Here is a 24,348-nt window from a genome sequence, read left to right on the forward strand (position 1 = left end):
GTTGCGGGGAGCGGGGTTTTGAGCTGTGAGAGAAAGAAAGGTATTCAGTTAATTCTTAAATTCTGAAAATTCTGATCCCGATTCTGCATAATTCCGGTTCAAATAAGATTTACGTTAGGGATTAAGCGGATACCGGCCCGTGGCTAAAGCCTGTGCAGTATGAGCGGAAAGCCCGGCCCGGAGGGAAACGCCCTTATATAGTTTAATTATAGACAACCATTGTCATTTCGAGTGATAACGAGAAATCTTGTTACTTATGCAAGGTGAACTACTTACTGCTATGAACAAGATCTCTCACTATCGTTCGAGACGACATTAAATTTATACAACATTACCAACCAACTATGAAACTCATTATTCACGGCGGTTTCTTTAGCGAATCGGGGACTAACCAAGAGGTTAAACTGGCTAAACAGGAGGCCTTGGACCGCATTGTACAACAGGGATACGATTACCTAAAAACGCATACCGCTAACGAAACCGTAGTTTATACCACCAGTTTGCTGGAAGACTGTGACCTGTTTAACGCAGGAACGGGGTCGCAAATACAAAGCGATGGCAAAATCCGTTTGAGCGCCGCCTTAATGGATGGACAAACGCTCAAATTTTCGGGCGTTATTAATGTGGAGGACGTTCAAAACCCGATACAAGTGGCCGAAAAACTATTGACCTACGACGACCGCGTACTCAGCGGCAACGGTGCCCAGGTTTTTGCCCGAGAACATGGCTTTGCCTATTTCAACCCCGAAATACCGCAGCGCAGGCAGGAGTACGAAACTAAACTGAACGACAGCATTCGCCTGGGTACGGTGGGTTGTGTTGCCTTAGATGCGGATGGAAATTTGGCCGCGGCCACTTCTACCGGTGGCAAGGGTTACGAAATTCCGGGCCGGGTGAGCGATTCGCCTACGGTGGCTGGCAACTATGCTAACGCCTTTGCAGGTATTAGCTGCACTGGGGTGGGCGAAGATATTGTGAGCGGCGCGGTGGCCAGCAAAATAGTAACCCGTGTTACCGACGGCATGACCTTAGCCCAAGCCACCGAAAAAACTTTAACTGAAATGAAACCTTTTGACGGCTTTGCCGGTATAATTGGGCTTACCGCGGCAGGAGAGATTTACCATGCTGATACTCATCCCTATATGGTTTGGGCATTGTATGACGAAGAAGTAAAAGTTTTTAATTAAATTACACTTTCATTGCTTTAACTTTACAAAGTTAGCGGTATTTTTACTTGCTAATTAATTTAAACAAACTCAAACAAGAAAATACATGAAGGTATTCTTACTTGCTTTATTGTGTACCCTTAGTTTTTCGGCTTCGGCACAGTGGTGGTCTTTTAAAAAATATAAACGTTACCCTTTATTGGCTGAAGTAAAACATGCTCCTTTTCGTTTGACCTCAGCCAAGTTGGCTAACACCAAAGTAAGCCGCGTAACTTTAGGCTTAACGCCTTATAGCCTTACCCTTAGCGAGCGTTCGGTGATGAAAACGGCGCAACATCAAATGCGTTTCAGGCAGTACGAAGATGCCAGCTACAGCTTTAACGAACTGGCTAAAATTTATGTACAGCAAGGCAAACTATCCGAAGCCAAATGGTTTTACCTGCAAAGCAATAACCTGTCGCGCCAGCAAAGTAACGACCGTTTAACCATTGCCAACCTCATTGAACTGGCCAATGTAAAATCAGCCATCGGCGATTTTGCCCTTGCCCAGCAAGACCTGGACGAGGCCCGCGATATGGCCACCGCCCACAACTGGCAGGATGATGTATTAGCCGTGAAAAAGAACATGGACGGTTTGCAACGCAGTAAGCTGGCTTATGTTAAACCAGAAAAAGGTTTGGCGGGGACTACAACATTGTAAGTTTATTTTAACAATATATGGAAAGCCTGGCGATGAGCCGGGCTTTTTTGCGTTTTGGAGATCAGATATTGCACTGGCGAGCGAACTCATATTTGAATATGTAATATTAATAATTTCTTAAATTAGCAGAAGCATATTATGATTGAGCACCTTACTATTGATAAATTAATTGCCTATGGATTTATTTCTGCTGATGTGGAAAACTTCCAACAATTGGACAACTTTGAGTTGATGTTTCATAAAACAATAAATGAACTTTTTTGGGCGACTAATATTGAACGTAAAATCTACTCTGGGATTGATGCTTACCATATATATTATTTCAGGAGTGAAAACTCTATTAATTTCCCTTATGATGAATTAAGCTTAATTCCCGAGTATTTTGGACTGAAACGAAAGGCATTTTTGAGCAAAAGGAAACAGCAAGCAGGTGCTGTTTACAATGAAGAACTTTCGAAAGGCAGATTTAAAGATCAGGAAATTGAAAGAACTGCTTTAGAAATTGAAAACTCTAAAAAAGAAATAATTAATCCCAAAGATGCAGTGTCGAAGATAGTAACTGTTGCGTATCGCGAGCGCATGGAAATTTACCTCGATTGGTTAAGTACTTGGGTAGAGCCTGAAATTACACGAGCACCGCAGCCGTCCATCTTAAAGTATTTAAAGCAGATACCAAAACTCGATTATTTTCATGTGCATATAAATGACGATGAAACAATGTCTTATTATCTTACAGCACTTAAAAAGCTAAATGATAAACTGTCGCTAAATACTAATATTTATGAACTGCCTATTTTGTTTAGTATAAATGAGAACTGGAATAATATACTCGCCATAAGACTAAAAAATGCTCCTGACGAAACGTTGGCGCAGAAAGCTTTTAAAAAAGATTTATCAGATCTTGTAATATACGATAATGATTCATCAGATGATGCTCCGGTTAATAAAGATCGATACTGGAATAAATATCGTAAAGTAGCATATGAATATGTTGTTAAAGGAGAGATGGTAACCTTAAAGCACCTAGGTTACTTGATATTAAAATATCAATGCGGGCGTCCTGAAGGAGAGGAAATCATTGAAAGTATTTCTACTATTTTTGATATCAAGCGCGTTGTCAATTCAATTGCGGAAGGAGCAGCAGTTGCATTATTTATTCATCATGAAATTGATAGAAAGCACGGTCAACAATTTTTGGTACGTGAATTATTTAAACCGGGCTATAATGCCGAGGATTATTTGAATCTCCTTAAAAACTCGGAGTACATAATTCTAAATAGTAAAGGTGAATACATTTATGGTGAAAAAAAGAAATCAGTTATTACAGCTTTCTTTGATATTCTTGAACGCAATGGCATAATCCATTATCATAGCCCATCTAAATTAGCTCCTTTAATTAATCAATTAATCCCAAATTTAAATATTTCCTCTCGTACACTACAAAGCAATACAAGTAAATTATTTGAAATGAAGGCCTATTTTGAATCTTTAATCAATACTTTATAACTTCTTTATCTTCACAATCTTCATTTGGGAAAATAAAGAAAATCCACTTTTATACCATTGTATCAATAAATACAAAGCAATGGCACAAAAGAAAAGAAAGATTCCCTCAAACTTACTAAAGGCATTAACTTACGTTGTTACCATTATATACTGGTTGCTGAAAATAATCATTATTCTATGCGCACTATATTAGAGTTATCGCCACGCCGCTCACATACTTGACCTACACCAGTAAATATTGCTTACTGTTTTTCATTGCCCTTTGTAGCTTGAGCATACCACCCACGTAAATTATCAGCTCCAACCAAAACATTGCGCACGATATTACATTTCTATTATAGATACCGTAAAATGCTGTCTCTTTTTTATTTACTTTGGCAATTATATAATATAGGCACTAATATTGATGTTTTATAACTTATTGGATATTCAATTAAAAACCGTAAAGGAAATGTTTAAAAAAGTATATATGTTTCTGGTGCTTGGAACGGCGCTGGCTTGCCAGGCTTCCACATCAGGGCCGGTTAAGGTCGACGGTTCAACCAACCTGCAGCCCGATCAGCAGCAAAGCCTGGTGGCCAAAGAGGTGGCCTCATTAATATCCAGTTACAACTATAAAAAGGTCAGCCTGAACGATTCATTGTCTACCGTGGTTTATAACCGCTACATGAAGTCGCTCGATGAGAACCATAACTACCTTTTGGCGGCCGATATTAAAGATTTCGACCGGTTTAAAACCGTGTTGGACGACGACCTGAAAGCAGGTAACCTGAACGATGTATTCTATATTTTTAATGTGTATCAAAAACGTTACCTCGAAAGGATCAACTACTCGTTAGCCCAATTGGACAAAACCTATGATTTCAGTAAGAGTGAAAGCTTTACCTATGATCGTGAAAAACAACCCTGGGTTAGCGGCGAAGGCGAAATGAATAAGCTTTGGAGCCAGCGTGTTAAATACGACCTGCTTAACCTGAAGCTGGCCAGTGCCGATATGACCAAGAATAAGGAAACCCTGCGTAAGCGTTACCAAAATCTGTTGTCACAATCTAAAAAATTATCTAACCAGGACGTGTTCCAGTTATTTATGGATGCTTTTACCGAATCGGTAGATCCGCATACCAACTACTTTAACCCTGCCAATGCCGCTAATTTCAATATTGAAATGTCGCGTTCGTTAGAAGGTATCGGAGCTTCGCTTTTATCCGAAAATGAGTACATCACCATTAAAAGTGTGGTTGTAGGCGGCCCTGCCGATAAAAGCAAGCAAATTAACGTAGACGACCGTATTGTGGGTGTAGCCCAGGGTAAAGCCGGCGAATTTCAGGATGTAATTGGTTGGAGAATTGAAAATGCCATCGCCCTCATCCGTGGCACCAAAGGCACCACCGTTAGGTTGAAACTATTGCCTAAAGGGTCTGCAGCAGCACAGCCTAAGATTGTAGAAATGGTGCGCGAAAAGATTGTATTGAAAGATCAACTCGCTAAAAAAGAGATCCGTACTTATAATTCAAATGGTAAAACCGTTAAAATAGGTATCATTAACGTACCGGCTTTTTATATCGATTTTGCCGCTTACCGTGCTAAAGATCCAAACTATCAAAGCACCACCCGCGATGTAAAACTGATCCTGGATTCGTTGAAACGTGAAAACGTGGATGGTGTGATATTAGATCTGCGTCAAAATGGTGGCGGTTCATTAATTGAAGCTATTGAATTAACCGGTTTATTTATTAAAAATGGACCTGTAGTACAAGTACGCGATACCCGCAACCGGGTAGAAATTAACGAAGATGAAGACCCGTCGGTAACTTATGCAGGTCCGCTGGCCGTAATGACCGACCGTTTCAGCGCCTCGGCTTCCGAAATTTTTGCCGGTGCCATACAAGATTATGGCCGTGGTTTGATCATTGGTACACAAAGCTATGGTAAGGGCACCGTGCAAAGCGCCATCGAGCTGGACAAAGTGATCAACCCTTCTATCAAAGAAATGATCAACAACCTGGCAAAAAAATCAAATAGTACCGGCTCCGAATCGAAATTTGGCCAGTTGAACTTAACCATTGCAAAGTTTTACCGCATCAGCGGCAGTTCAACTCAGCACAAAGGCGTATCGCCCGATATTAGTTTCCCGTCAGTTATTCCATTGGATAAGTATGGTGAAGATACCGAGCCGTCGGCGCTGCCTTTTGATATGATAGCCAAAAGCGCTTATGCAAAGGTTGGCGACCTTTCTCCAGCTATACCCGAATTAACTAAGCTGCACGAGCAGCGTATGGCTGTCAGTGCCAATTATAAATACATGTTAGAGGATCTGGAAGAATACAAAAAACGCCAAAGCGAAACTAGCGTTACTTTGAATGAGCAAGAGCTGAAACAACAGCGCGATAAGGATGAGAAAACCAACTTTGAGCGAAATAATTTACGCCGCACCGCATTGGGTTTAACTCCTCTAAAAAAGGGACAAGCAAGGCCTAAAAATGAAGACCTCGACTTTTTAAAAAGAGAGGCCGGCCAAATTTTAACCGACTTTATTACCTTGGATAAGGTAAACCGGTACACCAATGTACTGCCACAAACTACGCCGTAGTTTCAAATTTATTGATGTAAAACGCCTGGCTACAAACCGGGCGTTTTGCGTTTATGTAGTTTTTGAACTTTTATAAGGACTACATGCGGCTAAATGGCAAATCTCAAACCAATGACCCGTAATACCGTTATCTATATATATGTCGCACAAACCGCTACTGGAATTTACCGATAAAGGAATTTACTGCGCCAAGGGAAAGTTTTATATAGACCCCTGGCAGCCGGTTGATGATGCCGTAATAACCCACGCCCACGCCGATCATGCCTACACAGGTCATAAACACTACCTGGCTCACCACCTGTCGCGCGAGGTGCTCTATTACCGTTTAGGCGAGATACAATTGCAGACCGTGGAATACGGCGAAACCGTAATGAAGAATGGCGTACAGATCTCTATGTTCCCGGCGGGGCATGTAATAGGTTCGGCACAAATACGGGTAGAAAGCCAGGGTGAAGTTTGGGTGGTATCGGGCGATTATAAGGTAGAAGACGATGGCGTGTGCACACCTTTCGAACCTGTAAAATGCAATCATTTCATATCCGAATGTACTTTTGGCATGCCTATCTATAAATGGAAATCACAATCGCAGATCTTTGCCGGGGTAAACCAATGGTGGCAGCAAAATGTAAAGAACAACCTGGCTACCGTAATTGTAGGCTATTCCTTAGGCAAGGCGCAACGTATCCTCCAAAATCTCGATCTTTCTATAGGCAAGGTATATACCCATGGCGTTATCGAAAATACTAATGAAGCCCTGCGCCGTAATGGCATTATACTACAGCCTACTGAGCGCATTACTATTGATTCGGTTAAAGAGGAAGTACGCAGGGGCATCATCATCGCTCCGCCATCATCTGTTGGCACGCCTTGGATGCGTAAGTTCGGGCCTTATAGCTTCGGCTATTGCTCTGGATGGATGGCCCTGCGCGGCGCTAAACGACGACGTGCGGCCGACCGCGGCTTTGTACTCTCCGACCATGCCGACTGGGACGGACTGGTAAGCGCCATTGACGCCACCGGTTGTGATTCCGTTTATTTAACACACGGCTCAACCGCCAGTTTTTCAAGATATTTAAGGGAAATTGGTTTTGATGCCCACGAGGTGCATACGTTATATGGTGGCGAAGAGGAAAGCCCCTCCCAAACCCTCCCCGGGAGGGAGGGCTTTGAAGAAGCAACATCCTCTAAAACTTCCCACGAAGAAAATATGTTGGAAACTGTAAAAGAAAACTCCCTCCCTCCCGGGGAGGGCCGGGGAGGGGCTGCTATATGAAAGCCTTTGCCCAACTCTTTACCTCGTTAGATGAAACCAATAAAACCAACGAGAAGGTTAAAGTAATAAAAGACTACTTTAACAGCGTGCCCGATACGGACAAAATGCACATGATGGCCTTATTTATGGGACGTAAACCCAAGCGACAGATAAATTCTACCTTTTTTAGGTTATGGGCCATTGAAGCGGCTAATATACCGGCCTGGTTGTTTGAGGAAAGCTACCACATTGTGGGTGACCTGGCCGAAACGGCTGCCTTGCTTTTGCCCGACCATGAAAACAGCAGCAATAAAACCCTAACCGAATGGATAGGGGAAATAAACGGGCTAAACAATTTACCCGAGGTAGAAAAGCATACCTGGTTGCTGCAATCGTGGGCAATGCTGAACGCGCAGGAAAGGTTTGTGTTTAACAAAGTGTTAACCGGAAGCTTTAGGGTTGGTGTATCGCAAAGTTTGGTTATTAAAGCACTGGCCGATGTGGTACAACTGGACGCCGCCACGCTTACCCACCGTTTAATGGGTAACTGGATGCCGGAAACTTATAAATACGAAGAACTGGTACATAGTGATACCGCTTTGGAAGACGTATCGCGCCCCTATCCATTCTTTTTGGCTTACCCGGTACAGGAAACTTCCGAAAAGCAAAAAACGCCTGAAGCCATGCAAACCCTGCTGGGCGATGCAAACGAATGGCAGGCCGAATGGAAATGGGATGGCATCCGCGCGCAATTGATCAAACGTAATGGTGAGATCTTCATCTGGAGCCGAGGTGAAGACCTGGCTACCGATAAATTTCCTGAACTGCACCCCCTGTTGCAACAACTCCCTGATGGCACGGTGCTGGATGGTGAGATCCTGTCGTTTCGGGATAATTTGCCCTTGCCGTTCAATGTATTGCAAACCCGTATTGGACGTAAAACGTTGAGCAAAAAAATATTGGAGGATAGTCCGGTTGCTTTAATTGCGTACGATTGTTTGGAATATGCCGGCGAAGACATCCGCTATAAAACACAAACCGAAAGACGGCAACTTTTAGAGAGTTTGCAGGCAGCTACCAATTATCCTGCAGTATTCAATATATCCTCACTCATTACTTTTAACAGTTGGGATGAATTGGCCGAAATTCGGGAACAATCACGTGCGATGGTGGCTGAAGGGATTATGCTGAAACGCAAGGATGCCCATTACCAGGTAGGTCGCCGCCGGGGCGACTGGTGGAAGTGGAAGATAGACCCGCTTTCTATTGATGCCGTGATGATCTACGCCCAAAAAGGTCATGGCCGCCGCGCCGATTTGTACACCGACTATACCTTTGCTGTTTGGGATGGTGATAAACTGGTTCCTTTCGCTAAAGCCTATTCGGGCTTAACCGATACCGAGATCAACAAAGTAGATTCCTTTGTTAAACGCAACACGCTCGAAAAGTTTGGCCCGGTACGTACCGTAAAGCCCGAACTGGTTTTTGAAATAGGTTTCGAGGGAATTAATAAATCATCCCGCCATAAATCGGGGGTTGCCTTGCGCTTTCCACGTATTTTACGCTGGCGGCAGGATAAGCCTAAAGAGGAAGCAGATAGTATTGAAACGTTGAAAGCCTTATTAGGGGAATAGCTTTGATAGATTTTAAATTAATATACTCATTATGGAAATTTAATATTGCATATCAAATGATTTTCTATTTTACGGTCCAAACCTGACCATGAAATATATTGCATTATCACTTGTTTCAGCCACGCTTTTACTATCCTCCTGCTCTAAACGTTATTATGCCCCGGCCTTATTTAGGAGTGATGTCGTCTACATACCAAAACCGGCATCTTATGATAGTATTAAACATGTAATATATGTTTCTGGAGGTATAAGCGGTAGCCAGGGAATAAATTTGTCTGATGAAGTTTTTACTGCCACCATTGATCTATCGGCAGGACATGTATTTTCGAATGCAAATGTGGCTTACGGCGCATTTGCTGCTGCCGGTAATATCAGCAATCCTGCCAGCAATGATAACAACAATTACCCGCTCGATTCAAAGGGTTTCACGGCAATTGGCGGAAGGTTTTCGGCTAACTTATTTTCCAATAAAAATCGCACCGATTTCAGATATCTTGGTTTTGAAGCCGTTTACAGTAAAGAGTTTGGTAGTTATACTAACTTTAGGAAAGCAGTGAATGGCCTTGCTAACAATTATTCTATAACCGGCACAGATCTGTTATCTATGGGGCTTACCAGCGAAATTATATGGCGTAATAAAAGAACCCGGTACACTCAATACGGCATACGCCTTTTTATTGGTGGCCGTTTTATAAATAACACGTTTGAAAACTTAGATGACGAAAGCCACAAATATTATCCGGCACAAATAAATTTAGGATATTTTATGAAGTATCAGCGTTATATATGCAGCATTAATACTAACCTGTTAACCTCATTTGGCATTAAGCTGGGCTATAGCTTTTAACAAAAAACAAACTAATCAAATTGCTGCCACAACTTCACCGCCTCTACCGCCTCCTTCACATCGTGTACCCTCAATATATTGGCTCCCTTGGTTAAGGCTATGGTATTTAAAACGGTAGTGCCATTCAGCGCTTCGGCATCAGTAGTGCCTAATAAACCGTAGATCATCCGCTTACGCGATATGCCTACTAATATTGGCAATTGAAGTCGGTTAAACTCTTCTAATCGATTCATTAGCGCATAGCTATGCTCAGCAGTTTTAGCAAAGCCAAAGCCAGGATCCAGGATTACATCATGCACACCCATGCTGCGCAACAGTTCATAACGCCCTGCCATATAATCGAACACTTCGCTAAATACATCGGTGTATTGCGCCTGTTGTACCATGGTTTGCGGTGTGCCTTTCATGTGCATTAAAATATAAGGCACCTGCAGGCGGGCAACGGTAGCAAAAATATCGGCATCCAGCATACCGCCACCAATATCGTTAATGATATGCGCACCGGCGTTAATTGCCGCTTCGGCCACTGTTGAGCGAAAGGTATCTATAGAAAGTGTAGCATTAGGATAAGTTTCTACTATAGCCTCAACCACCGGCAGTAAACGGTCGGTCTCTTCCTGCACCGGGATATCTACAGCGCCCGGGCGGGATGAATAAGCGCCTAAATCGAGCATAGTTGCGCCATCAGCCAGCATTTGCCCCGCTTGCTGCAAGGCATCGGCTAAGGCAGGTTTACGGCTATCGGCAAAAAAGGAGTCGGGCGTTAGGTTGATAATACCCATTACCTGCGGAATGCTTAAATCCATTAAGCGGCCACCTGCATTAATGATTGCCTTTTTACGAAAAACTGTATCTTTAGCCATTTACTTGCGGATGCTAAACACCCTTGGGTACAAATATCGCACAAAAATTAAATTCTACGGTTTTGACCAATACCACACTTGAATACGAGTCTGTAATTAACACCTGTAAAACGCTGTTTATCAAAAAAACGCGCGATTACGGTACGGCCTGGCGCATACTCAGGCTCTCCTCTATTACCGACCAAATCTTTATCAAAGCGCAGCGCATCCGTACGCTCGAAGAAAAAAAGGTTTCGAAAGTGGGTGATGACATTACCGGCGAATATATTGGCATTGTAAACTATTGCCTCATTGCCATAATGCAGTTAGATTGCGGTCCCGAAACACCGGTTGAGTTGCCTGTTGAGCAGGTAGCCGAGCTATTTGACAAATACGCCAAAGAAACCTACAACTTAATGATGGATAAAAACCATGATTACGGTGAGGCCTGGCGCGATATGCGCATCAGCTCGTTAACCGACTTAATTTTGATGAAGCTGCTGCGCGTAAAACAAATTGAAGATAACCAAGGGCATACCCTGGCATCGGAAGGCGTAAAAGCCAACTATCAGGATATGCTGAATTATGCGGTGTTTGCACTGATAAAAAGCCCCCCAGCCCCCTGAAGGGGGAGTTTTTTAAACGCTTAAAGATTTAACCATTGGACAATACATTTACTATAAATAAAACAACTTCTACTCCCCCTTTAGGGGGCCGGGGGGCTGTAATTTGGTTTTGCCGCATTGCCGTAGCCTTACTCTTTATTTTTTCGGGGCTGATTAAGGCCAACGATCCGCTGGGCTTTTCTTATAAACTGGAAGAGTACTTTGAAGTATTCCATGTTACCTTTTTGAACGACCTGGCGCTTAGCTTGTCCATTATACTTTGTGCGCTGGAAATGATCTTAGGCTTTGCCTTGCTTATTGGCATCCGCATTAATGCCATTGTTTGGGGATTGCTGCTGTTGATCATCTTTTTTGGCTTCCTTACCTTTTACTCTGCCTTTTTTAAGGTTGTACAAACCTGCGGCTGCTTTGGCGATGCTATTCCGCTTACCCCATGGGAATCGTTTGGGAAAGATATGGTGCTGCTGGCATTGGTACTGGTGTTGTTTTTTAACCGGAAACAAATACGACCGATGGTTAGTCCCGCTGCCGAAATGCGCTGGCTGGTTACCGCCGTGGTTATTTCGTTAGCTGTTGGGCTTTATACTTATAACTTTTTACCGGTGCTGGACTTTTTGCCCTACAAAATTGGCAATAACATTCCCAAAGAAATGAGCACCCCACCGGGAGCCCTGCCCGACGAATATGAGTTAACCTATCAACTTAAAAACAAAGTTACAGGTGCCACCAAAAGCATGAGCGATAAGGATTACCTGAAAACCGGGATCTGGAAAGATACCAACTGGAAAATTGAAGGTGACCCCGAACGTAAGCTCATTAAAAAAGGCTTTGAGCCTAAAATACGCGACCTGGGCATTAACGATTCGCAAGGGAACGATTATACACAGGAATTGTTAGCCAACCCGTTTTTCAACCTTTGGGTGGTTGCCTACGACCTGAATAAAACCGATACGGCCGCTTTGGCCCGCCTCAATGCACTGGCATTTAACCTTACCCAAAATTTCAACATCCGCACGGTCATGATTACTTCGGCTTCACCCGCCGATGCCGCTGCTTTCAGTAAAAAACACCACCTGGTTTTTGAAACATTTCATGCCGATGGGGTTCCGCTTAAAACTATGGTGAGGGCTAATCCGGGTATTATACTGCTACGTAACGGTACAGTAATTGATAAGTGGCACTACCACACCATGCCCGATTATGAGGCGCTGGTAAAAAAGTATCTGCAAAAACAATAATCTCATGCTCACCTACCTCCTCCGCAAAATTGGATATAGCCTGGCCGTAATGCTGGGTATTATAGTGGTGGTATTTTTTCTATTTAATATTTTACCGGTAGACCCGGCCCGTATGACGCAGGGGCAACGTGCCGATGTGCAATCGCTGGAAGCGGTACGCAAAGAGTTTGGCTTGGATAAAGCGATACCCGTACAGTTCGCTTATTACCTGAATGATCTTTCGCCCATTGGTTTGCATGCACGCACTGCCGAGGAACAGGAGCGTTACCATTATGTGCAGTTGTTCCCGGTTTCAGAGACACAAGCTATTTGCTTGAAGTGGCCTTACCTGCGCCGTTCCTATCAAACGCATAAAGAAGTGGCGGCTTTGCTTTTAGAGGTGATACCCAACACACTTATACTGGCTACGTTTGCTATGTTAATGGCTATTGTAATAGGCATTTTTCTGGGCGTACTGAGCGCTGTGCATCAAAATACCTGGATAGACCGCCTGGCTGTTGGCTTTTCGGTGCTGGGCATATCGGCTCCCTCCTTTTTTGCAGGGATCATTGTTGCATGGCTGTTTGGCTTTGTGCTGAGCCACTACAACGGCCTTAATATGACGGGCAGCCTGTATAGTTACGACCCCTTTAAGGGTGAAGTAATGACCTGGAGTAACGTGATTTTACCGGCGGTAACGCTGGGTTTACGTCCGCTTGCTATTATTGTACAACTAACCCGCAGCAGCATGCTGGAGGTATTGAATCAGGATTATATCCGCACGGCCAAAGCCAAAGGATTAAGTCAGAATGCTATTGTTTACCGCCATGCTTTGCCCAATGCCTTAAACCCGGTTATTACCGCTATTGCCAACTGGTTTGCTTCGCTATTGGCCGGCTCCTTTTTTGTGGAATACGTGTTTGGCTACAACGGCTTAGGCAAGGTAACGGTAGATGCACTCGAAATGTCCGACTTCCCCGTTATTATCGGCTCCATTCTGTTTATTGCCTTTATATTTGTGGTGATCAATATTCTGGTAGATATTATTTACGTTTGGATTGATCCCCGCGTTAAACTCAACTAACATGCCCACCTCCAATATATCGTTACCCGAGCTGTTTATGCTCATTGCTTACATGAGTTTCCCGGTTTGGTGCATAGCCCGCGCCATACAATGGATGCAGTTAAAAAACCTGTTAACCACGCCCCGGCTGGTGATGACCCTGCTGGTATCGCTCATTATATCTTTCATCATAACCATTGTAATTTGGGGCGGATGGCCGGGCAGCCCTATGTACAGCATTATTTGCGTACCGGCCCTGGTTGCCGAGGGCTTTATATTGCTGATGACGTTTATGTATAAAAAATCTTTAGTGAAAAAGAAATGAGCCGCATTTTTTTAATTGGCTTTATGGGTTGTGGTAAAACCACCTTAGGCCGCAAACTGGCCACCCGTTTAAATTATACCTTTTACGATCTTGACCACCTACTGGAAGAACAGGCCGGCATGAGCGTGGCCGAATACTTTTCCAGCTTTGGAGAAACAGCCTTTCGTTTAGCCGAATCGGAAGTGCTGAAGAACACTGCTTACGCCGAAAACGCCGTTATCTCGACAGGTGGTGGCCTGCCCTGCTTTTTTGATAATATGGACTGGATGAAAGCGCATGGAACCACGCTATATATCAAACTATCTCCTAAAACCTTGGCCAGCCGTTTAGAGCACGGTAAGGAAGAACGTCCGCTGTTGCGCCATAAACATGGTGACGAACTGATTGCCTTTATAAGTGATAAGTTAGCGGAAAGGGAAAGTTATTACCTGCAAGCACAAGTGGTGGCCGATGGCTTGAGCTTGACGGCTGAAAAAGTAATGGAAATATTATCTAAACAGAAGTTATAACAGGTACCCAATTAGTAACTGGCACCCATATGCATTAATATTATGTTTTTGCATAATTGATACTTGAATTGAAGTTTGTACAAAAGGTTCATAATTTGTCGATAACCACCTTGGTAACTCTCCACCTGCAAAAATTCACCTTCTAATCTTTCATCACTAAATTCATATACAATACTTATCGGTATTGCCACATAACAACTCTTAGGCTTTCCATTTTGGGTTGCAGGCTTCCATTTAAACTCTGGGTCACTAACCATCTTTTTAAAAGCATCAAGCATTAGTGAATCTATTCCCCCGGTACTTCCTGCAAATTGGACAGAATCTTTATAGCCATTTCTATTCACACTAAATGTCAAGAGTAAGACTGTTTGTAAGCCCTGTTTCCGCGCTTTTTCCGGAAATTTGAAGCTTCTACCTATGTACCCTTGCAAATCGTACTTCTTATTGACAAAATATGCCGGTTGATTTTGTCCTAAGCAACTAATTATTGTGGAGGATAGTAAAACAAGAATTAAGTAATATTTCATCGTTTGTATTGACTTACAGAAACGTTAAATTACCGTATTCCGCTGTTATTACATCGCTTTCTTAAAACTCGTAAACCATAAACGAAGACAGGCTGCTTTTTTGGAGACAGCCCGTTTTCATAAATGTATTTTTTTCTTAGTTTATATAAGTAATTGAACCAAACCAGTAGCTTACGACATTTTCAACTTCTTCTGTATATCGGCTACGTAGCTTTTGAACTTCTTATCGGTGTCAATTAAGTCTTCTACGGTTTGGCAGGCGTAAATTACAGTAGAGTGATCGCGGCCACCGAAAAAGTTTCCTATAGATTTCAGTGAACTCTTGGTATGAGCTTTTGCCAGGTACATGGATATTTGACGGGCCTGAACAATTTCGCGCTTACGAGTTTGCGATTTCACCATATCAACCGGCACCTCAAAATACTCACAAACCAGGCTCTGAATGTATTCGATGGAAATTTCTTTAACCGAATGCTTTACAAAATTCTTTAACATTGCCTTGGCCAGGTTCAGGTCTATTTCGCGGCGCATTAAGGTTGATTGGGCCAATAAGGATACCATGGCACCTTCCAGTTCACGGATGTTGTTATCAATGTTATGGGCTACATACTCAATTACATCATCAGGAAGCTCGATACCATCCTGATAAGTTTTGTTTTTGAGGATAGCCATACGGTGCTCCAGATCGGGCGTTTGCAAGTCGGCAGATAAGCCCCATTTAAAACGGGAAAGCAAACGTTCTTCTAAACCCGACAGATCTTTCGGCGCTTTATCTGAAGTGATGATCAGCTGGCGGCCCGATTGATGCAGGTGGTTGAAGATATGGAAAAAGAAATCCTGTGTTTTTTCTTTACCGGCAAAATTATGCACATCATCCATAATGAGCACATCAATGGCCTGGTAAAAATTCACAAAATCGTTAATATTATTATGCTTTAAGGCATCTACAAACTGCTGGGTAAACTTTTCGCACGATACGTAAAGCACCAGCTTATCGGGTAGGGTACGCTTAATTTCGTTACCTATAGCCTGAGCCAGATGGGTTTTACCCAAACCAACCGCACCATAAATCATCAAGGGATTAAAAGAAGTGCCACCCGGTTTAGCTGCCACTGCGTATCCGGCCGAACGGGCCAAGCGGTTACAATCGCCTTCTACAAAATTTTCGAAGGTATAATTTTGATTAAGCTGCGGGTCTACATGTAATTTTTTTAAACCAGGTATCACAAACGGATTCTTAATATCCTTATTTAAGGATATAGGAATCGGCATACTCTGGTTTTTAGCTTCAGCACCATTACCGTTTGATGGCATATTGGTGGTGAAAGGCTTATTTGATGATGATTGTTCTACCACAATATTATACTCCAGGCGTCCGTCGTCGCCCAGTTGCTTTTTAATGGTTTTACGCAATAGGCCTACATAATGTTCTTCCAGCCATTCGTAAAAAAACAAACTCGGTACCTGTATGGTCAACACGCTGCCATCCAACTTCAAGGCCTTGATGGGCTCGAACCAAGTTTTAAAACTTTGAGTTGGAATGTTATCTTTAATGACCTGCAAGCAGCTGCCCCAAACATTAATACAAGTTTTTTCCATATAAAAATTAAAGATAAAATGCTCATTTCCAACCCCTGAAACAATTTTAATTGAGCCGGGTTCGGAACATCGAATATTCGAAAAAAAAGTGGATTAAAAAATTAAATTAAAAATTTGTGTGAACGCTTTTTTATGCTATGAACGCGGGTTTTAATACACAAAACACAACATAACACCTTAGTAATCAATCACATAAATAACTTTAACTTATACGTTATAAATTGTCTCTTTTCTGAAATAGCTTACACTGTAGCACCCACAAATATAAGCTAAACATTTGCTTTAATCCGCATTAAAACATCAATACTTAAGCCACAATTTACAATTAGTTGTTATTGCAAACCTAACAACTTAAATGAGCAGAACATTAATTTTCAAATATGATTTTGCTACCAACCCGTAGCTAATTTAGCTGCCGTCATATCAGCTATTTTTGCATATTAATGTCAACAGGTTAGCCTGGTAGGATAGGTCAATCCGGTTTAAAATAATTCTTCCAGATCTTTATGAATTATGTTGCCGGCTGCTTCGTAAGGGTTAGTTTCCAACTGACTTAGGTGGGTTAATAAAGTCCGGCTGAAATCGAGCCCGGTGGCACCTTCGGGTAAACCGCGCAACGTGCTATTCAACAAATTAACCGTATCAATTTTTAAGCGTCTTACCACCGCCCATGCCCTGCTGCTTACATAAATTTGCTGCGTAATATTGTGCTGATACTCGTTAGATACTTCCTGCACTGCCAGGTGGTGTAACTCGGCAGCCGAGTAAGCGCCCCCACCTAAACGCACCAAAGAGTTGGCAGGGCTCATACGCTCTATAAATAACACAATACGTTCATAAGCTTGCAGGCGCAAGGGCAACGTTTGATTATCGGCAGCTTTTTTCAGTTCCAGTACTTGCAGGTGCTGCGTACGATCAAAGTATGGCTTAAACAGGTAAAAGGCCACCCCAACAACGCCAACACCGGCAACGGTAAGCTTTAAAATATCTAATAGTATATTGTAATAGATCATAATTTCGTTAATGTTAGGCTGGGGTCATTAAATAACCCGGGCAGCGCAAAAATCTGCATTTTAACTTATATTTGTACATAGCTAAATAAAAATAACATGAGTACTGCTGTTGAAACTGCACTTGCACCGGTAACCTTTACCGAAGGTGCTGTAAGAGAATTATTGAAATTAAAAGATCAGCAAGAATTGAGTGATGATTTTGGCTTGCGTGTAGGCGTTGAAGGTGGCGGTTGCGCTGGCATGAACTACGTATTAGGCTTCGATCAAAAAAAAGACGGCGATAAAGAATACTTTATTGAAGGTGTTAAAGTTTACATGCACAAAGCCCATGGCATGTACCTTGCTGGTATGCAAATTGATTTTCAAGATGGCTTAAACGCTCGTGGATTTGTGTTTAACAATCCTAATGCGGCCAGTACCTGCGGTTGCGGAACATCGTTCGCGGTATAATTATTAAACAAACTTGTTAAACAGGGCAAACTTACTATAAGGCTGTCCTGTTTTATTTTTATTGGCAAGTGCTTTGCTAATGCCTTTCCTCATTAGGTAAGGTTTGGATAAATGGTTACTCACACTCGAAAATAAGATCATGCAGTTTGCATTATATACGATATTACTGGGGTATTAATCAAAAGTATTTTTAGCTGTGGTTAAAGTTATATTCACAGGCAGCTGTTTATCCAAATTTTTTGAATATAGTACTATTTAACCAACACCGTATCTCCATAATTAACAGTTAATCTTAACTTTTCAATAGTTTTGCTTATCCAATAGAAATTAGCAGGCGAATAACCCGTAGTGTGGTATTGCACCTTTCCTGCCTGGTCGAGAATCAGATCTGTTGGATGGTTAACCACGCCTAATTTTTGGCTGATGCGCACACCCTTTTCTATATGTTTATAATCAAATGGATTGTATTGTAAGAACTCTTCAATAGCCTTTTTATCATCCATAGCAACCGATAAAAAAACCACATTGGGGTCGTTCTTGTAGCTTGCCGCAACCTCGTTCAAATCGGGTATCTGCGAACGGCAATACATACTGTTTATGTACCAAAAGTTTATAACTACAATTTTGCCTTTTAAGCGCTTAGCATCCCACCAATCACCATTAATATCCTTTTCCTTGAACACATATTTAATTGCTTCTCCTGTAGTAAAGTAAGGACTATCAGCTAATTTAGGCATTAATGCCGCCTTTAAAGCTCTTTCGGCTTTGGTTAATTTAACAGTGCGTAGCGATCCCCTTCCATCGGGCATCAGCACAACTCTTACTTCATACCGCCCGGTAGCAACAAGGCTTGTCCAGGCTGTGTATTCTAATTTTTTTCCTAATGAGTCTTTTACAAGTGAATGTTCATCGAGTTTGGGAAGCTTATATGTTTTTTGCGAAGTAGAATTTATCTGCGCCTCCATATTAAATATGCAAAAATTTACTAATATAAATATGATGAGGTAAGGTATTGTTTTCATTAGGGGGGCGTAATTTGCTTATATTAGTCAAAGCCTGTACCTATTTGCATCTTATTATAATATTTACTAAATCCATAATAAAAAAACTGTTTTAAGGTATAGTTCAGCCTATCCCCGGTAATTATTATTATTTACCAAATTCAAATAATACTCACTTTTAAAGTATCGGCAAGCATTTCCACTTATTCCACATAGTTGTAGAAATTATGTAACAGATTGGGATAGGTATGTTACTATAATCTTCTAATTGCAGATAAGCCTGCTTCTTTGCTATAGTTAACTCATCAACCGTGGTTAACTATCTATAGAAACATACCATTCCCTTACTTCCTCGTTTCATGCTTTTGTAAAAACATGAATACACTGGTCGGTAAAGTGTTATCATTATGGTAGAAATTATACATTTGTTAATCTCTACTATTTTTATAGAATATATATACTATGAGCCCATTTATTATATCACACGAGCACCCCGATTGGTTTAAGCCCTTGTTTGCTGAGCTTGAAAAGAAAGGTATTCCTTATAAAACCGTAAACCCAACGCAGCATACGTATGCTATTGAAGAAGCAGCACCTAATATGTCCCTGTTTTTTAACCGCATGAGTCCATCGGCTTATTTGAGAGATGGTGTGCAGGGCACTTTTTATACGCTTAACTACCTGAAGCATTTAGAAAACCAGGGGGTAAGAGTTATTAATGGCTACCGCGCCTTTACCTACGAAACCTCTAAAGCCTTGCAGCTAATGCTGTTGCAGCAGTTAGGTATCAAATACCCGAAATCAAGGGTTATTAATCATGCCTCACAAGTTGAAGCGGCAACCGAAGGCCTGCGTTTCCCCATTGTAGTGAAAGCTAATATTGGTGGCAGCGGTGCTGGTATCGAAAAATTTGATTCGATTGATGAAGTGCGCCACGCGGTTAACAATCACCAAATAGACTTGGGAATTGATCATACGGCTTTAGTACAGGAATTTATACCGGCAAGGGGTGGTTACATTACCCGGGTAGAAACTTTAGGTGGCAAGTACTTGTATGCCATTAGGGTATATACTACCGGCGAGAGCTTTAACCTTTGTCCGGCCGACATTTGCCAAACCACTACTGGTCAGGACCTGGTACGGAACGCTTGTGCGCTGGATGCCCCTAAAAACGGCTTAAAGGTAGAGGCCTTTACCCCATCGGCCGAGATCATAAAAAACATAGAGACCATTGTGCAGCAAAGCGGTATAGATGTAGGCGGTATAGAGTATATTATTGACGATCGCGACGGCGAGGTGTTGTATTACGATGTTAACGCCCTCTCAAATTTTGTAGCCGATGCGGTTAATGTAATTGGCTTTAACCCGCACGAACGATTAGTTGAATACTTAGAGCAACAGGCTGTGCTTAAAGGTGAGGATGTAGCGGTAGTATAAAAATGGTTATCAGGCGTTTAGGTGATACGACTGATTTGACTTTAATTGCAAAAACATTACTCCTGCAACCGGAAACGATGAACACACAACTTTATTGATTTTATGAAATACGGATATTGGCTGCCGGTTTTTGGTGGATGGTTACGCAACGTGGAAGACGAGCATATGCAGCCCACCTGGGACTATATAAAAAAACTGGCCGTACGCAGCGAGCAGATTGGTTTTGACCTGGCTTTAATAGCCGAGTTGTACCTTAATGATATTAAGGGAGAGCAGGCACCATCGCTTGATGCCTGGAGCACAGCGGCTGCCCTTGCCGCAGTTACCCAAAACCAAGAACTAATGGTGGCTGTACGGCCAACTTTTCATAACCCGGCACAACTGGCCAAACAAGCGGCCAATATAGACCATATCAGCAACGGGCGTATCTCGTTGAACGTGGTATCGTCATGGTGGAAAGATGAGGCAGAAAAGTACGGCATACAGTTTGAACAGCACGACGACCGCTATGCCCGCACGGCCGAGTGGCTTAACGTGGTGGACAATGTTTGGAAACAAGATAACTATACCTTTGATGGAAAATATTACCAGGTAAAAGAGAATATTTTACAGCCCAAGCCGGTATCGAGCCCCCGACCTAAAATATATGCCGGTGGCGAATCGGAAGCTGCCAAAGACCTGATTTCCTCCACTTGCGATGGTTACGTGATGCATGGCGATTCGCCCGAATTAATTGGCCGCCGTATTGCAGATATGCGTGAACGCCGCCAAAAAAAGGGTCTGCCCCCCATGTTATACGGAGTGGCTGCTTATAGTATTATCCGCCATAACGAGCAGGAGGTTAAAAATGAACTGGAACGTATTACCAATGTAAAAGAAGGCACATCGGGTTATAATAATTACCAGCAATGGCTATCAGGCACTCAACTGGAGCAACAAGTATCCCTGTATGATTATTCCGTATCAAACCGTGGTTTACGCTCCGGTATTATGGGTACCCCATGGCAGGTTCAAGATCAAATTGCTGCGTTCGAGAGTGTTGGCGTCGATTTCCTTTTACTGCAATGCAGCCCGCAATTAGAAGAAATGGAGAACTTCGCCGAAAATGTGATAGCCGCTAATATAGCTTAGTTCCTGAACTAAAGCTTCAAAAGCAAACCCCTTCAGATCAATGCTGAAGGGGTTTGCTTTTGAAGATCATTTGCTTTTAAACCCTTTAAGCATCCCTGTAATTACCAGATAGCTATCTATTGAATAACCAGTTGCTTTCCGTTAACAAGCACATTGTCTAATTTAATACGTGGATACTTGGTTTTTAGTCCGCCGGTTTTAGCGGTGGCAGCAATATTTTTAAAATTAATGTCCGAAACCTTATCATTAGGATTGCCTTCCAGGTCACCAAAACGATCACACTGTACCTTAATGTTCGACATGGTGATGTTCCGTACCGTACCAAAAGGCTTTTCGGTACTGCCACCTAAATCAAAAAATTGTTTCCAGGGAGCCACTTCTATTATAGTACCGCATTTACCGGTTATGTTATCTACCGTAATATTTTCAAACAACTGGTAGGTATCGGGCCGCATCTTAAATTTCAATAAAGGCGTGTTGTTATCCACTTTACAGTTCCTCATGGTAATGTTGCGGGCATGAATGCTTTCGCTGCCTAAAGTTAGGGTGGCATGAGCCGCGCCAATGGTGCAGCCTTCAATCAATACATCTTCTACTATGCCGTTTTCAGGTAGTTTTTGCGCATCGGGACCTTTTCCTCCTTTAATGCATATCGCATCATCGTTTACCGAAATATAGCAGTTACGTACGGTTACCTTTTTGCAAACATCTATATCTATACCATCGGTACTTGGGGCTTTAACCGGCAAAAACGGCGAACGGATATCGCAGCCCTCTATCAATACATTATTACACTGGTACAAATGCGTGGTCCAAAATCCCGAATTACGCATTTTCACATTAGTAATGTTCACATTATTGCATCCCCATATAAATAGCAAACGCGGGCGATGCACCTCCAAATTAGTCGATTCTTTACCTGCTTTCCTCATCGAATCGCGATGGTCCCAAAACTCTTTCCAAAACCGTGCACCATTGCCATTAATAGTACCCGGGCCCGTAATGCTGAATTTATCGACATGGTAAGCGTTCACTAATGCCGCGTAATAATCAAGTTTCCGGCCTTCCATACGGGATGGGATCAGCGGATAATCGTTTATATTATCCGAACCTTTCAGCACTGCACCCTCTAATAAACGCAACTTGGTTTTGGGCTTAAAAAACAATGCCCCGGTAAGGTAAATCCCTTTAGGAATAACAATAGTTCCACCACCGCTGGCCTGCGCCTTATCAATTACGCTTTGTATTACTTTGGTGTTCAGCTTTGTACTATCGGCGCTCACGCCAAACCTGGTAATAACATAGTCTTGCGAGAAACTATTGAAAGACAAAGCGGTAAAAATGGTTAATATCAGTAATTTCTTCATATCAATGGCAATACATATTAAGTCGGCATAATGTTATATACAGACTATTCATTGTTTTTCTTTGGTTTACAACGGGTATGCAGATACTTTGGTCTGCCGTTCGTCAAATATAAAACGACATCATATAAACCGCATCCTGCATAGTCCTGTATGTTATTTCCTACAAAACCAATGGTTTACTGCCTATTATATGCATGGAATGGTATTTGTAACACAGGCGCTATTACACTACCTGCCATGAACGAAGAAAAACTTAAGAAAGCAGCCCGCATATTATTAGGTGCGAACTTAATATTTGCCGGCATTAGCCACCTTACCTTTGCAAGGAAAGATTTTCGGGCTCAGGTGCCTGGCTGGGTACCGTTAAAAAAGGACAAAACTGTAGTTTACTCGGGCTTGGCAGAAATAGCCTTGGGCAGTGCCCTGGTATTCACCAATAAAAAACATGAAGAAACTGTGGGTAAGGTCGCTGCCGCCTTTTTCACAGGCGTTTTTCCGGGTAACATATCCCAATACACACATCAAAGGAATGCATTTGGATTAGATACCAATCGTAAAAGATTCATGAGGTTATTCTTTCAACCAGTATTAATTTATTGGGCACTTAAAAGCACCGGCAAAAGTTAAAGCACATCACCAGGTAAATCACCCTGGGGAAGAATGGGCTTTGCAGTAAGCTTTTTCCAGATGGAAAATATACCGTACAAAAACACAAATGCAATAAATACATATACCCACACTGAAATATTTCGACCTGCGATGATCAGGTAGATATAAGGGATGCTAAAAAATGTAAAAGCAATAAGCAACGGGAATATGACAGGCTTTTTAGCCCTCAGGTTTTTAATAACATAACCCAGCGTTGAAAAAAAGCAAACCTTACTGCCTAAATAAAGGCAACCCAAAAGCATAGGGTTCACACCATGTTTTTCGCCCAGGGTAACTACCCATTCTTTAAATAGTGAAAGATAATCGGTCATTTAGCGGCAAGTTAAGGTTTTATTGAGATTTACTCCCTGTTTTTAGTATCAATAGTAATTGTAACCGGACCATCGTTCACCAAACTTACCTTCATATCAGCTCCAAAAATGCCGGTGGCAGTAGTTTTACCAGTTACGGAATTCAGGATATGAATCATTTGTTCGTACAACGGTATAGCCTTATCAGGCCGGGCGGCACGTATAAATGAAGGCCGGTTACCCTTTTTAGTTTGTGCAAAAAGAGTGAACTGCGAGATTAGCAAAATGCAACCATCCGCATCGGCTAAGGCTTTATTCATAAGGCCGTTCTCATCACTAAACACCCGCATACCAACTATCTTTTGAGCCAGCCATTGGGCATCTTCTAAAGTATCGGTATCTTCAATACCCAAAAGCACCAATAACCCTGTATCAATTTGCCCGGTAACCCGGCCTTCAACCATACACGAAGCGCTGGAAACCCGTTGTAATACTGCACGCATATTTTAATTAGATTATAGAGTACAGAGTCAAGAATACAGACAAGAGAAACATGCATTATCTGTACTCTTGATTCTATATTCTTG

The 24,348-nt window shown here is 42.3% G+C and carries 24 protein-coding genes; 16 read left to right on the forward strand and 8 right to left on the reverse strand.

Translation table 11 applies throughout. The annotated features are described in order from the left end of the window. Positions 1 to 344 precede the first annotated feature (344 nt). The 7 genes from ACFQ3S_RS05915 to ACFQ3S_RS05945 all read left to right on the forward strand — a co-directional run bounded on the left by ACFQ3S_RS05915 (position 345) and on the right by ACFQ3S_RS05945 (position 9,695). Positions 345 to 1,187, forward strand: coding sequence for an isoaspartyl peptidase/L-asparaginase (locus ACFQ3S_RS05915; protein ID WP_377162264.1), 843 nt, complete (start codon positions 345 to 347; stop codon positions 1,185 to 1,187). An 85-nt stretch (positions 1,188 to 1,272) separates the two neighbouring features. Beyond that, a complete protein-coding gene (locus ACFQ3S_RS05920; protein ID WP_377162266.1) occupies positions 1,273 to 1,866 on the forward strand; it encodes a hypothetical protein in 594 nt (197 codons plus the stop codon). Positions 1,867 to 2,004: 138 nt separating this feature from the next. Then, a complete protein-coding gene (locus ACFQ3S_RS05925; RefSeq protein WP_377162269.1) occupies positions 2,005 to 3,372 on the forward strand; it encodes a hypothetical protein in 1,368 nt (455 codons plus the stop codon). Between the two features lie 421 nt (positions 3,373 to 3,793). Continuing rightward, complete coding sequence (locus ACFQ3S_RS05930) at positions 3,794 to 5,962, forward strand: carboxy terminal-processing peptidase (protein WP_377162271.1); 2,169 nt, start codon at positions 3,794 to 3,796, stop codon at positions 5,960 to 5,962. A 139-nt stretch (positions 5,963 to 6,101) separates the two neighbouring features. Next, the gene (locus ACFQ3S_RS05935) at positions 6,102 to 7,235 is read left to right on the forward strand and encodes a ligase-associated DNA damage response exonuclease (RefSeq protein ID WP_377162273.1); all 1,134 of its coding nucleotides are present in this window, start codon (positions 6,102 to 6,104) and stop codon (positions 7,233 to 7,235) included. Then, positions 7,232 to 8,848 carry an ATP-dependent DNA ligase gene (locus tag ACFQ3S_RS05940; protein ID WP_377162275.1) on the forward strand — a complete coding sequence of 539 codons (1,617 nt, stop codon included), beginning with the start codon at positions 7,232 to 7,234 and terminating at the stop codon, positions 8,846 to 8,848. Before ACFQ3S_RS05935 ends, ACFQ3S_RS05940 begins: the two co-directional genes overlap by 4 nt. Before the next feature lie 88 nt (positions 8,849 to 8,936). Further along, a complete protein-coding gene (locus ACFQ3S_RS05945) occupies positions 8,937 to 9,695 on the forward strand; it encodes a hypothetical protein (RefSeq protein ID WP_377162277.1) in 759 nt (252 codons plus the stop codon). An 11-nt stretch (positions 9,696 to 9,706) separates the two neighbouring features. Here ACFQ3S_RS05945 and folP read toward each other — a convergent pair whose 3' ends face one another. Then, positions 9,707 to 10,558, reverse strand: a complete 852-nt coding sequence (gene folP / locus ACFQ3S_RS05950) for a dihydropteroate synthase (RefSeq protein ID WP_377162279.1) — start codon at positions 10,556 to 10,558, stop codon at positions 9,707 to 9,709. A gap of 62 nt (positions 10,559 to 10,620) precedes the next feature. On the opposite strand from folP, the gene ACFQ3S_RS05955 reads away from it, so the two are divergent. Genes ACFQ3S_RS05955 through ACFQ3S_RS05975 form a run of 5 tightly spaced genes read left to right on the forward strand, consistent with a single transcriptional unit; the run spans position 10,621 to position 14,277 of the window. After that, positions 10,621 to 11,163, forward strand: coding sequence for a DUF1599 domain-containing protein (locus tag ACFQ3S_RS05955; protein WP_377162281.1), 543 nt, complete (start codon positions 10,621 to 10,623; stop codon positions 11,161 to 11,163). Positions 11,164 to 11,198: 35 nt separating this feature from the next. Continuing rightward, entirely contained in the window at positions 11,199 to 12,401 is a 1,203-nt protein-coding gene (locus tag ACFQ3S_RS05960; RefSeq protein WP_377162283.1) for a BT_3928 family protein, read from the forward strand. A gap of 4 nt (positions 12,402 to 12,405) precedes the next feature. Continuing rightward, positions 12,406 to 13,464 carry an ABC transporter permease gene (locus ACFQ3S_RS05965; RefSeq protein WP_377162285.1) on the forward strand — a complete coding sequence of 353 codons (1,059 nt, stop codon included), beginning with the start codon at positions 12,406 to 12,408 and terminating at the stop codon, positions 13,462 to 13,464. A 1-nt stretch (position 13,465) separates the two neighbouring features. Continuing rightward, complete coding sequence (locus ACFQ3S_RS05970; protein WP_377162287.1) at positions 13,466 to 13,768, forward strand: hypothetical protein; 303 nt, start codon at positions 13,466 to 13,468, stop codon at positions 13,766 to 13,768. Further along, complete coding sequence (locus ACFQ3S_RS05975) at positions 13,765 to 14,277, forward strand: shikimate kinase (RefSeq protein ID WP_377162289.1); 513 nt, start codon at positions 13,765 to 13,767, stop codon at positions 14,275 to 14,277. The genes ACFQ3S_RS05970 and ACFQ3S_RS05975 overlap by 4 nt, the downstream gene beginning before the upstream one ends. 11 nt (positions 14,278 to 14,288) lie before the next feature. Here ACFQ3S_RS05975 and ACFQ3S_RS05980 read toward each other — a convergent pair whose 3' ends face one another. From ACFQ3S_RS05980 to ACFQ3S_RS05990, 3 genes are all read right to left on the reverse strand, one after another. Beyond that, the gene (locus ACFQ3S_RS05980; RefSeq protein WP_377162291.1) at positions 14,289 to 14,804 is read right to left on the reverse strand and encodes an energy transducer TonB; all 516 of its coding nucleotides are present in this window, start codon (positions 14,802 to 14,804) and stop codon (positions 14,289 to 14,291) included. 171 nt (positions 14,805 to 14,975) lie between these two features. Next, a complete protein-coding gene (gene dnaA, locus ACFQ3S_RS05985; RefSeq protein ID WP_377162293.1) occupies positions 14,976 to 16,403 on the reverse strand; it encodes a chromosomal replication initiator protein DnaA in 1,428 nt (475 codons plus the stop codon). 482 nt (positions 16,404 to 16,885) lie between these two features. Beyond that, entirely contained in the window at positions 16,886 to 17,416 is a 531-nt protein-coding gene (locus tag ACFQ3S_RS05990) for a DUF7935 family protein (protein ID WP_377162295.1), read from the reverse strand. A 96-nt stretch (positions 17,417 to 17,512) separates the two neighbouring features. On the opposite strand from ACFQ3S_RS05990, the gene ACFQ3S_RS05995 reads away from it, so the two are divergent. Further along, on the forward strand, positions 17,513 to 17,866 hold the full coding sequence (locus ACFQ3S_RS05995; protein WP_377162297.1) for a HesB/IscA family protein: 354 nt from the start codon (positions 17,513 to 17,515) through the stop codon (positions 17,864 to 17,866). A gap of 251 nt (positions 17,867 to 18,117) precedes the next feature. On the opposite strand, the gene ACFQ3S_RS06000 is transcribed toward ACFQ3S_RS05995, so the two are convergent. Continuing rightward, positions 18,118 to 18,888: a TlpA disulfide reductase family protein gene (locus ACFQ3S_RS06000; protein ID WP_377162299.1), complete on the reverse strand. Its 771-nt coding sequence runs from the start codon at positions 18,886 to 18,888 to the stop codon at positions 18,118 to 18,120. Positions 18,889 to 19,329: 441 nt separating this feature from the next. Between ACFQ3S_RS06000 and ACFQ3S_RS06005 the strand changes: the two genes are divergently transcribed. Both ACFQ3S_RS06005 and ACFQ3S_RS06010 read left to right on the forward strand, forming a co-directional pair. Then, positions 19,330 to 20,304: an ATP-grasp domain-containing protein gene (locus ACFQ3S_RS06005; RefSeq protein ID WP_377162301.1), complete on the forward strand. Its 975-nt coding sequence runs from the start codon at positions 19,330 to 19,332 to the stop codon at positions 20,302 to 20,304. A gap of 102 nt (positions 20,305 to 20,406) precedes the next feature. Next, positions 20,407 to 21,435 (forward strand): LLM class flavin-dependent oxidoreductase, encoded by a 1,029-nt coding sequence (locus ACFQ3S_RS06010; RefSeq protein WP_377162303.1) that lies wholly within the window; start codon positions 20,407 to 20,409, stop codon positions 21,433 to 21,435. Positions 21,436 to 21,551: 116 nt separating this feature from the next. Here the strand turns inward: ACFQ3S_RS06010 and ACFQ3S_RS06015 are convergent, their stop codons facing one another. Beyond that, complete coding sequence (locus tag ACFQ3S_RS06015; protein WP_377162305.1) at positions 21,552 to 22,802, reverse strand: glycoside hydrolase family 28 protein; 1,251 nt, start codon at positions 22,800 to 22,802, stop codon at positions 21,552 to 21,554. A gap of 237 nt (positions 22,803 to 23,039) precedes the next feature. Between ACFQ3S_RS06015 and ACFQ3S_RS06020 the strand changes: the two genes are divergently transcribed. Then, positions 23,040 to 23,429 (forward strand): DoxX family protein, encoded by a 390-nt coding sequence (locus ACFQ3S_RS06020; RefSeq protein WP_377162307.1) that lies wholly within the window; start codon positions 23,040 to 23,042, stop codon positions 23,427 to 23,429. On the opposite strand, the gene ACFQ3S_RS06025 is transcribed toward ACFQ3S_RS06020, so the two are convergent. Together ACFQ3S_RS06025 and dtd are read right to left on the reverse strand one after the other, a co-directional pair. Beyond that, positions 23,426 to 23,782, reverse strand: coding sequence for a hypothetical protein (locus ACFQ3S_RS06025; protein ID WP_377162309.1), 357 nt, complete (start codon positions 23,780 to 23,782; stop codon positions 23,426 to 23,428). The genes ACFQ3S_RS06020 and ACFQ3S_RS06025 overlap by 4 nt on opposite strands. Positions 23,783 to 23,811: 29 nt before the next feature. Further along, on the reverse strand, positions 23,812 to 24,264 hold the full coding sequence (gene dtd / locus ACFQ3S_RS06030; protein WP_377162311.1) for a D-aminoacyl-tRNA deacylase: 453 nt from the start codon (positions 24,262 to 24,264) through the stop codon (positions 23,812 to 23,814). Between the last annotated feature and the right edge of the window lie 84 nt (positions 24,265 to 24,348).

The sequence above is a fragment of the Mucilaginibacter terrae genome (assembly GCF_042679325.1).
Taxonomy (GTDB): Bacteria; Bacteroidota; Bacteroidia; order Sphingobacteriales; family Sphingobacteriaceae; genus Mucilaginibacter; species Mucilaginibacter terrae.

What these genes read in the sequence shown, in the direction of transcription:
- ACFQ3S_RS05915 (WP_377162264.1), top strand. Translation starts at nt 345, where the DNA reads ATGAAACTCATTATTCACGGCGGTTTCTTTAGCGAATCGGGGACTAAC.
- ACFQ3S_RS05920 (WP_377162266.1), top strand. Translation starts at nt 1,273, where the DNA reads ATGAAGGTATTCTTACTTGCTTTATTGTGTACCCTTAGTTTTTCGGCT.
- ACFQ3S_RS05925 (WP_377162269.1), top strand. Translation starts at nt 2,005, where the DNA reads ATGATTGAGCACCTTACTATTGATAAATTAATTGCCTATGGATTTATT.
- ACFQ3S_RS05935 (WP_377162273.1), top strand. Translation starts at nt 6,102, where the DNA reads ATGTCGCACAAACCGCTACTGGAATTTACCGATAAAGGAATTTACTGC.
- ACFQ3S_RS05940 (WP_377162275.1), top strand. Translation starts at nt 7,232, where the DNA reads ATGAAAGCCTTTGCCCAACTCTTTACCTCGTTAGATGAAACCAATAAA.
- ACFQ3S_RS05945 (WP_377162277.1), top strand. Translation starts at nt 8,937, where the DNA reads ATGAAATATATTGCATTATCACTTGTTTCAGCCACGCTTTTACTATCC.
- folP (WP_377162279.1), bottom strand. Translation starts at nt 10,558, where the DNA reads ATGGCTAAAGATACAGTTTTTCGTAAAAAGGCAATCATTAATGCAGGT.
- ACFQ3S_RS05965 (WP_377162285.1), top strand. Translation starts at nt 12,406, where the DNA reads ATGCTCACCTACCTCCTCCGCAAAATTGGATATAGCCTGGCCGTAATG.
- ACFQ3S_RS05970 (WP_377162287.1), top strand. Translation starts at nt 13,466, where the DNA reads ATGCCCACCTCCAATATATCGTTACCCGAGCTGTTTATGCTCATTGCT.
- ACFQ3S_RS05975 (WP_377162289.1), top strand. Translation starts at nt 13,765, where the DNA reads ATGAGCCGCATTTTTTTAATTGGCTTTATGGGTTGTGGTAAAACCACC.
- ACFQ3S_RS05980 (WP_377162291.1), bottom strand. Translation starts at nt 14,804, where the DNA reads ATGAAATATTACTTAATTCTTGTTTTACTATCCTCCACAATAATTAGT.
- dnaA (WP_377162293.1), bottom strand. Translation starts at nt 16,403, where the DNA reads ATGGAAAAAACTTGTATTAATGTTTGGGGCAGCTGCTTGCAGGTCATT.
- ACFQ3S_RS05990 (WP_377162295.1), bottom strand. Translation starts at nt 17,416, where the DNA reads ATGATCTATTACAATATACTATTAGATATTTTAAAGCTTACCGTTGCC.
- ACFQ3S_RS05995 (WP_377162297.1), top strand. Translation starts at nt 17,513, where the DNA reads ATGAGTACTGCTGTTGAAACTGCACTTGCACCGGTAACCTTTACCGAA.
- ACFQ3S_RS06000 (WP_377162299.1), bottom strand. Translation starts at nt 18,888, where the DNA reads ATGAAAACAATACCTTACCTCATCATATTTATATTAGTAAATTTTTGC.
- ACFQ3S_RS06005 (WP_377162301.1), top strand. Translation starts at nt 19,330, where the DNA reads ATGAGCCCATTTATTATATCACACGAGCACCCCGATTGGTTTAAGCCC.
- ACFQ3S_RS06010 (WP_377162303.1), top strand. Translation starts at nt 20,407, where the DNA reads ATGAAATACGGATATTGGCTGCCGGTTTTTGGTGGATGGTTACGCAAC.
- ACFQ3S_RS06015 (WP_377162305.1), bottom strand. Translation starts at nt 22,802, where the DNA reads ATGAAGAAATTACTGATATTAACCATTTTTACCGCTTTGTCTTTCAAT.
- ACFQ3S_RS06020 (WP_377162307.1), top strand. Translation starts at nt 23,040, where the DNA reads ATGAACGAAGAAAAACTTAAGAAAGCAGCCCGCATATTATTAGGTGCG.
- ACFQ3S_RS06025 (WP_377162309.1), bottom strand. Translation starts at nt 23,782, where the DNA reads ATGACCGATTATCTTTCACTATTTAAAGAATGGGTAGTTACCCTGGGC.
- dtd (WP_377162311.1), bottom strand. Translation starts at nt 24,264, where the DNA reads ATGCGTGCAGTATTACAACGGGTTTCCAGCGCTTCGTGTATGGTTGAA.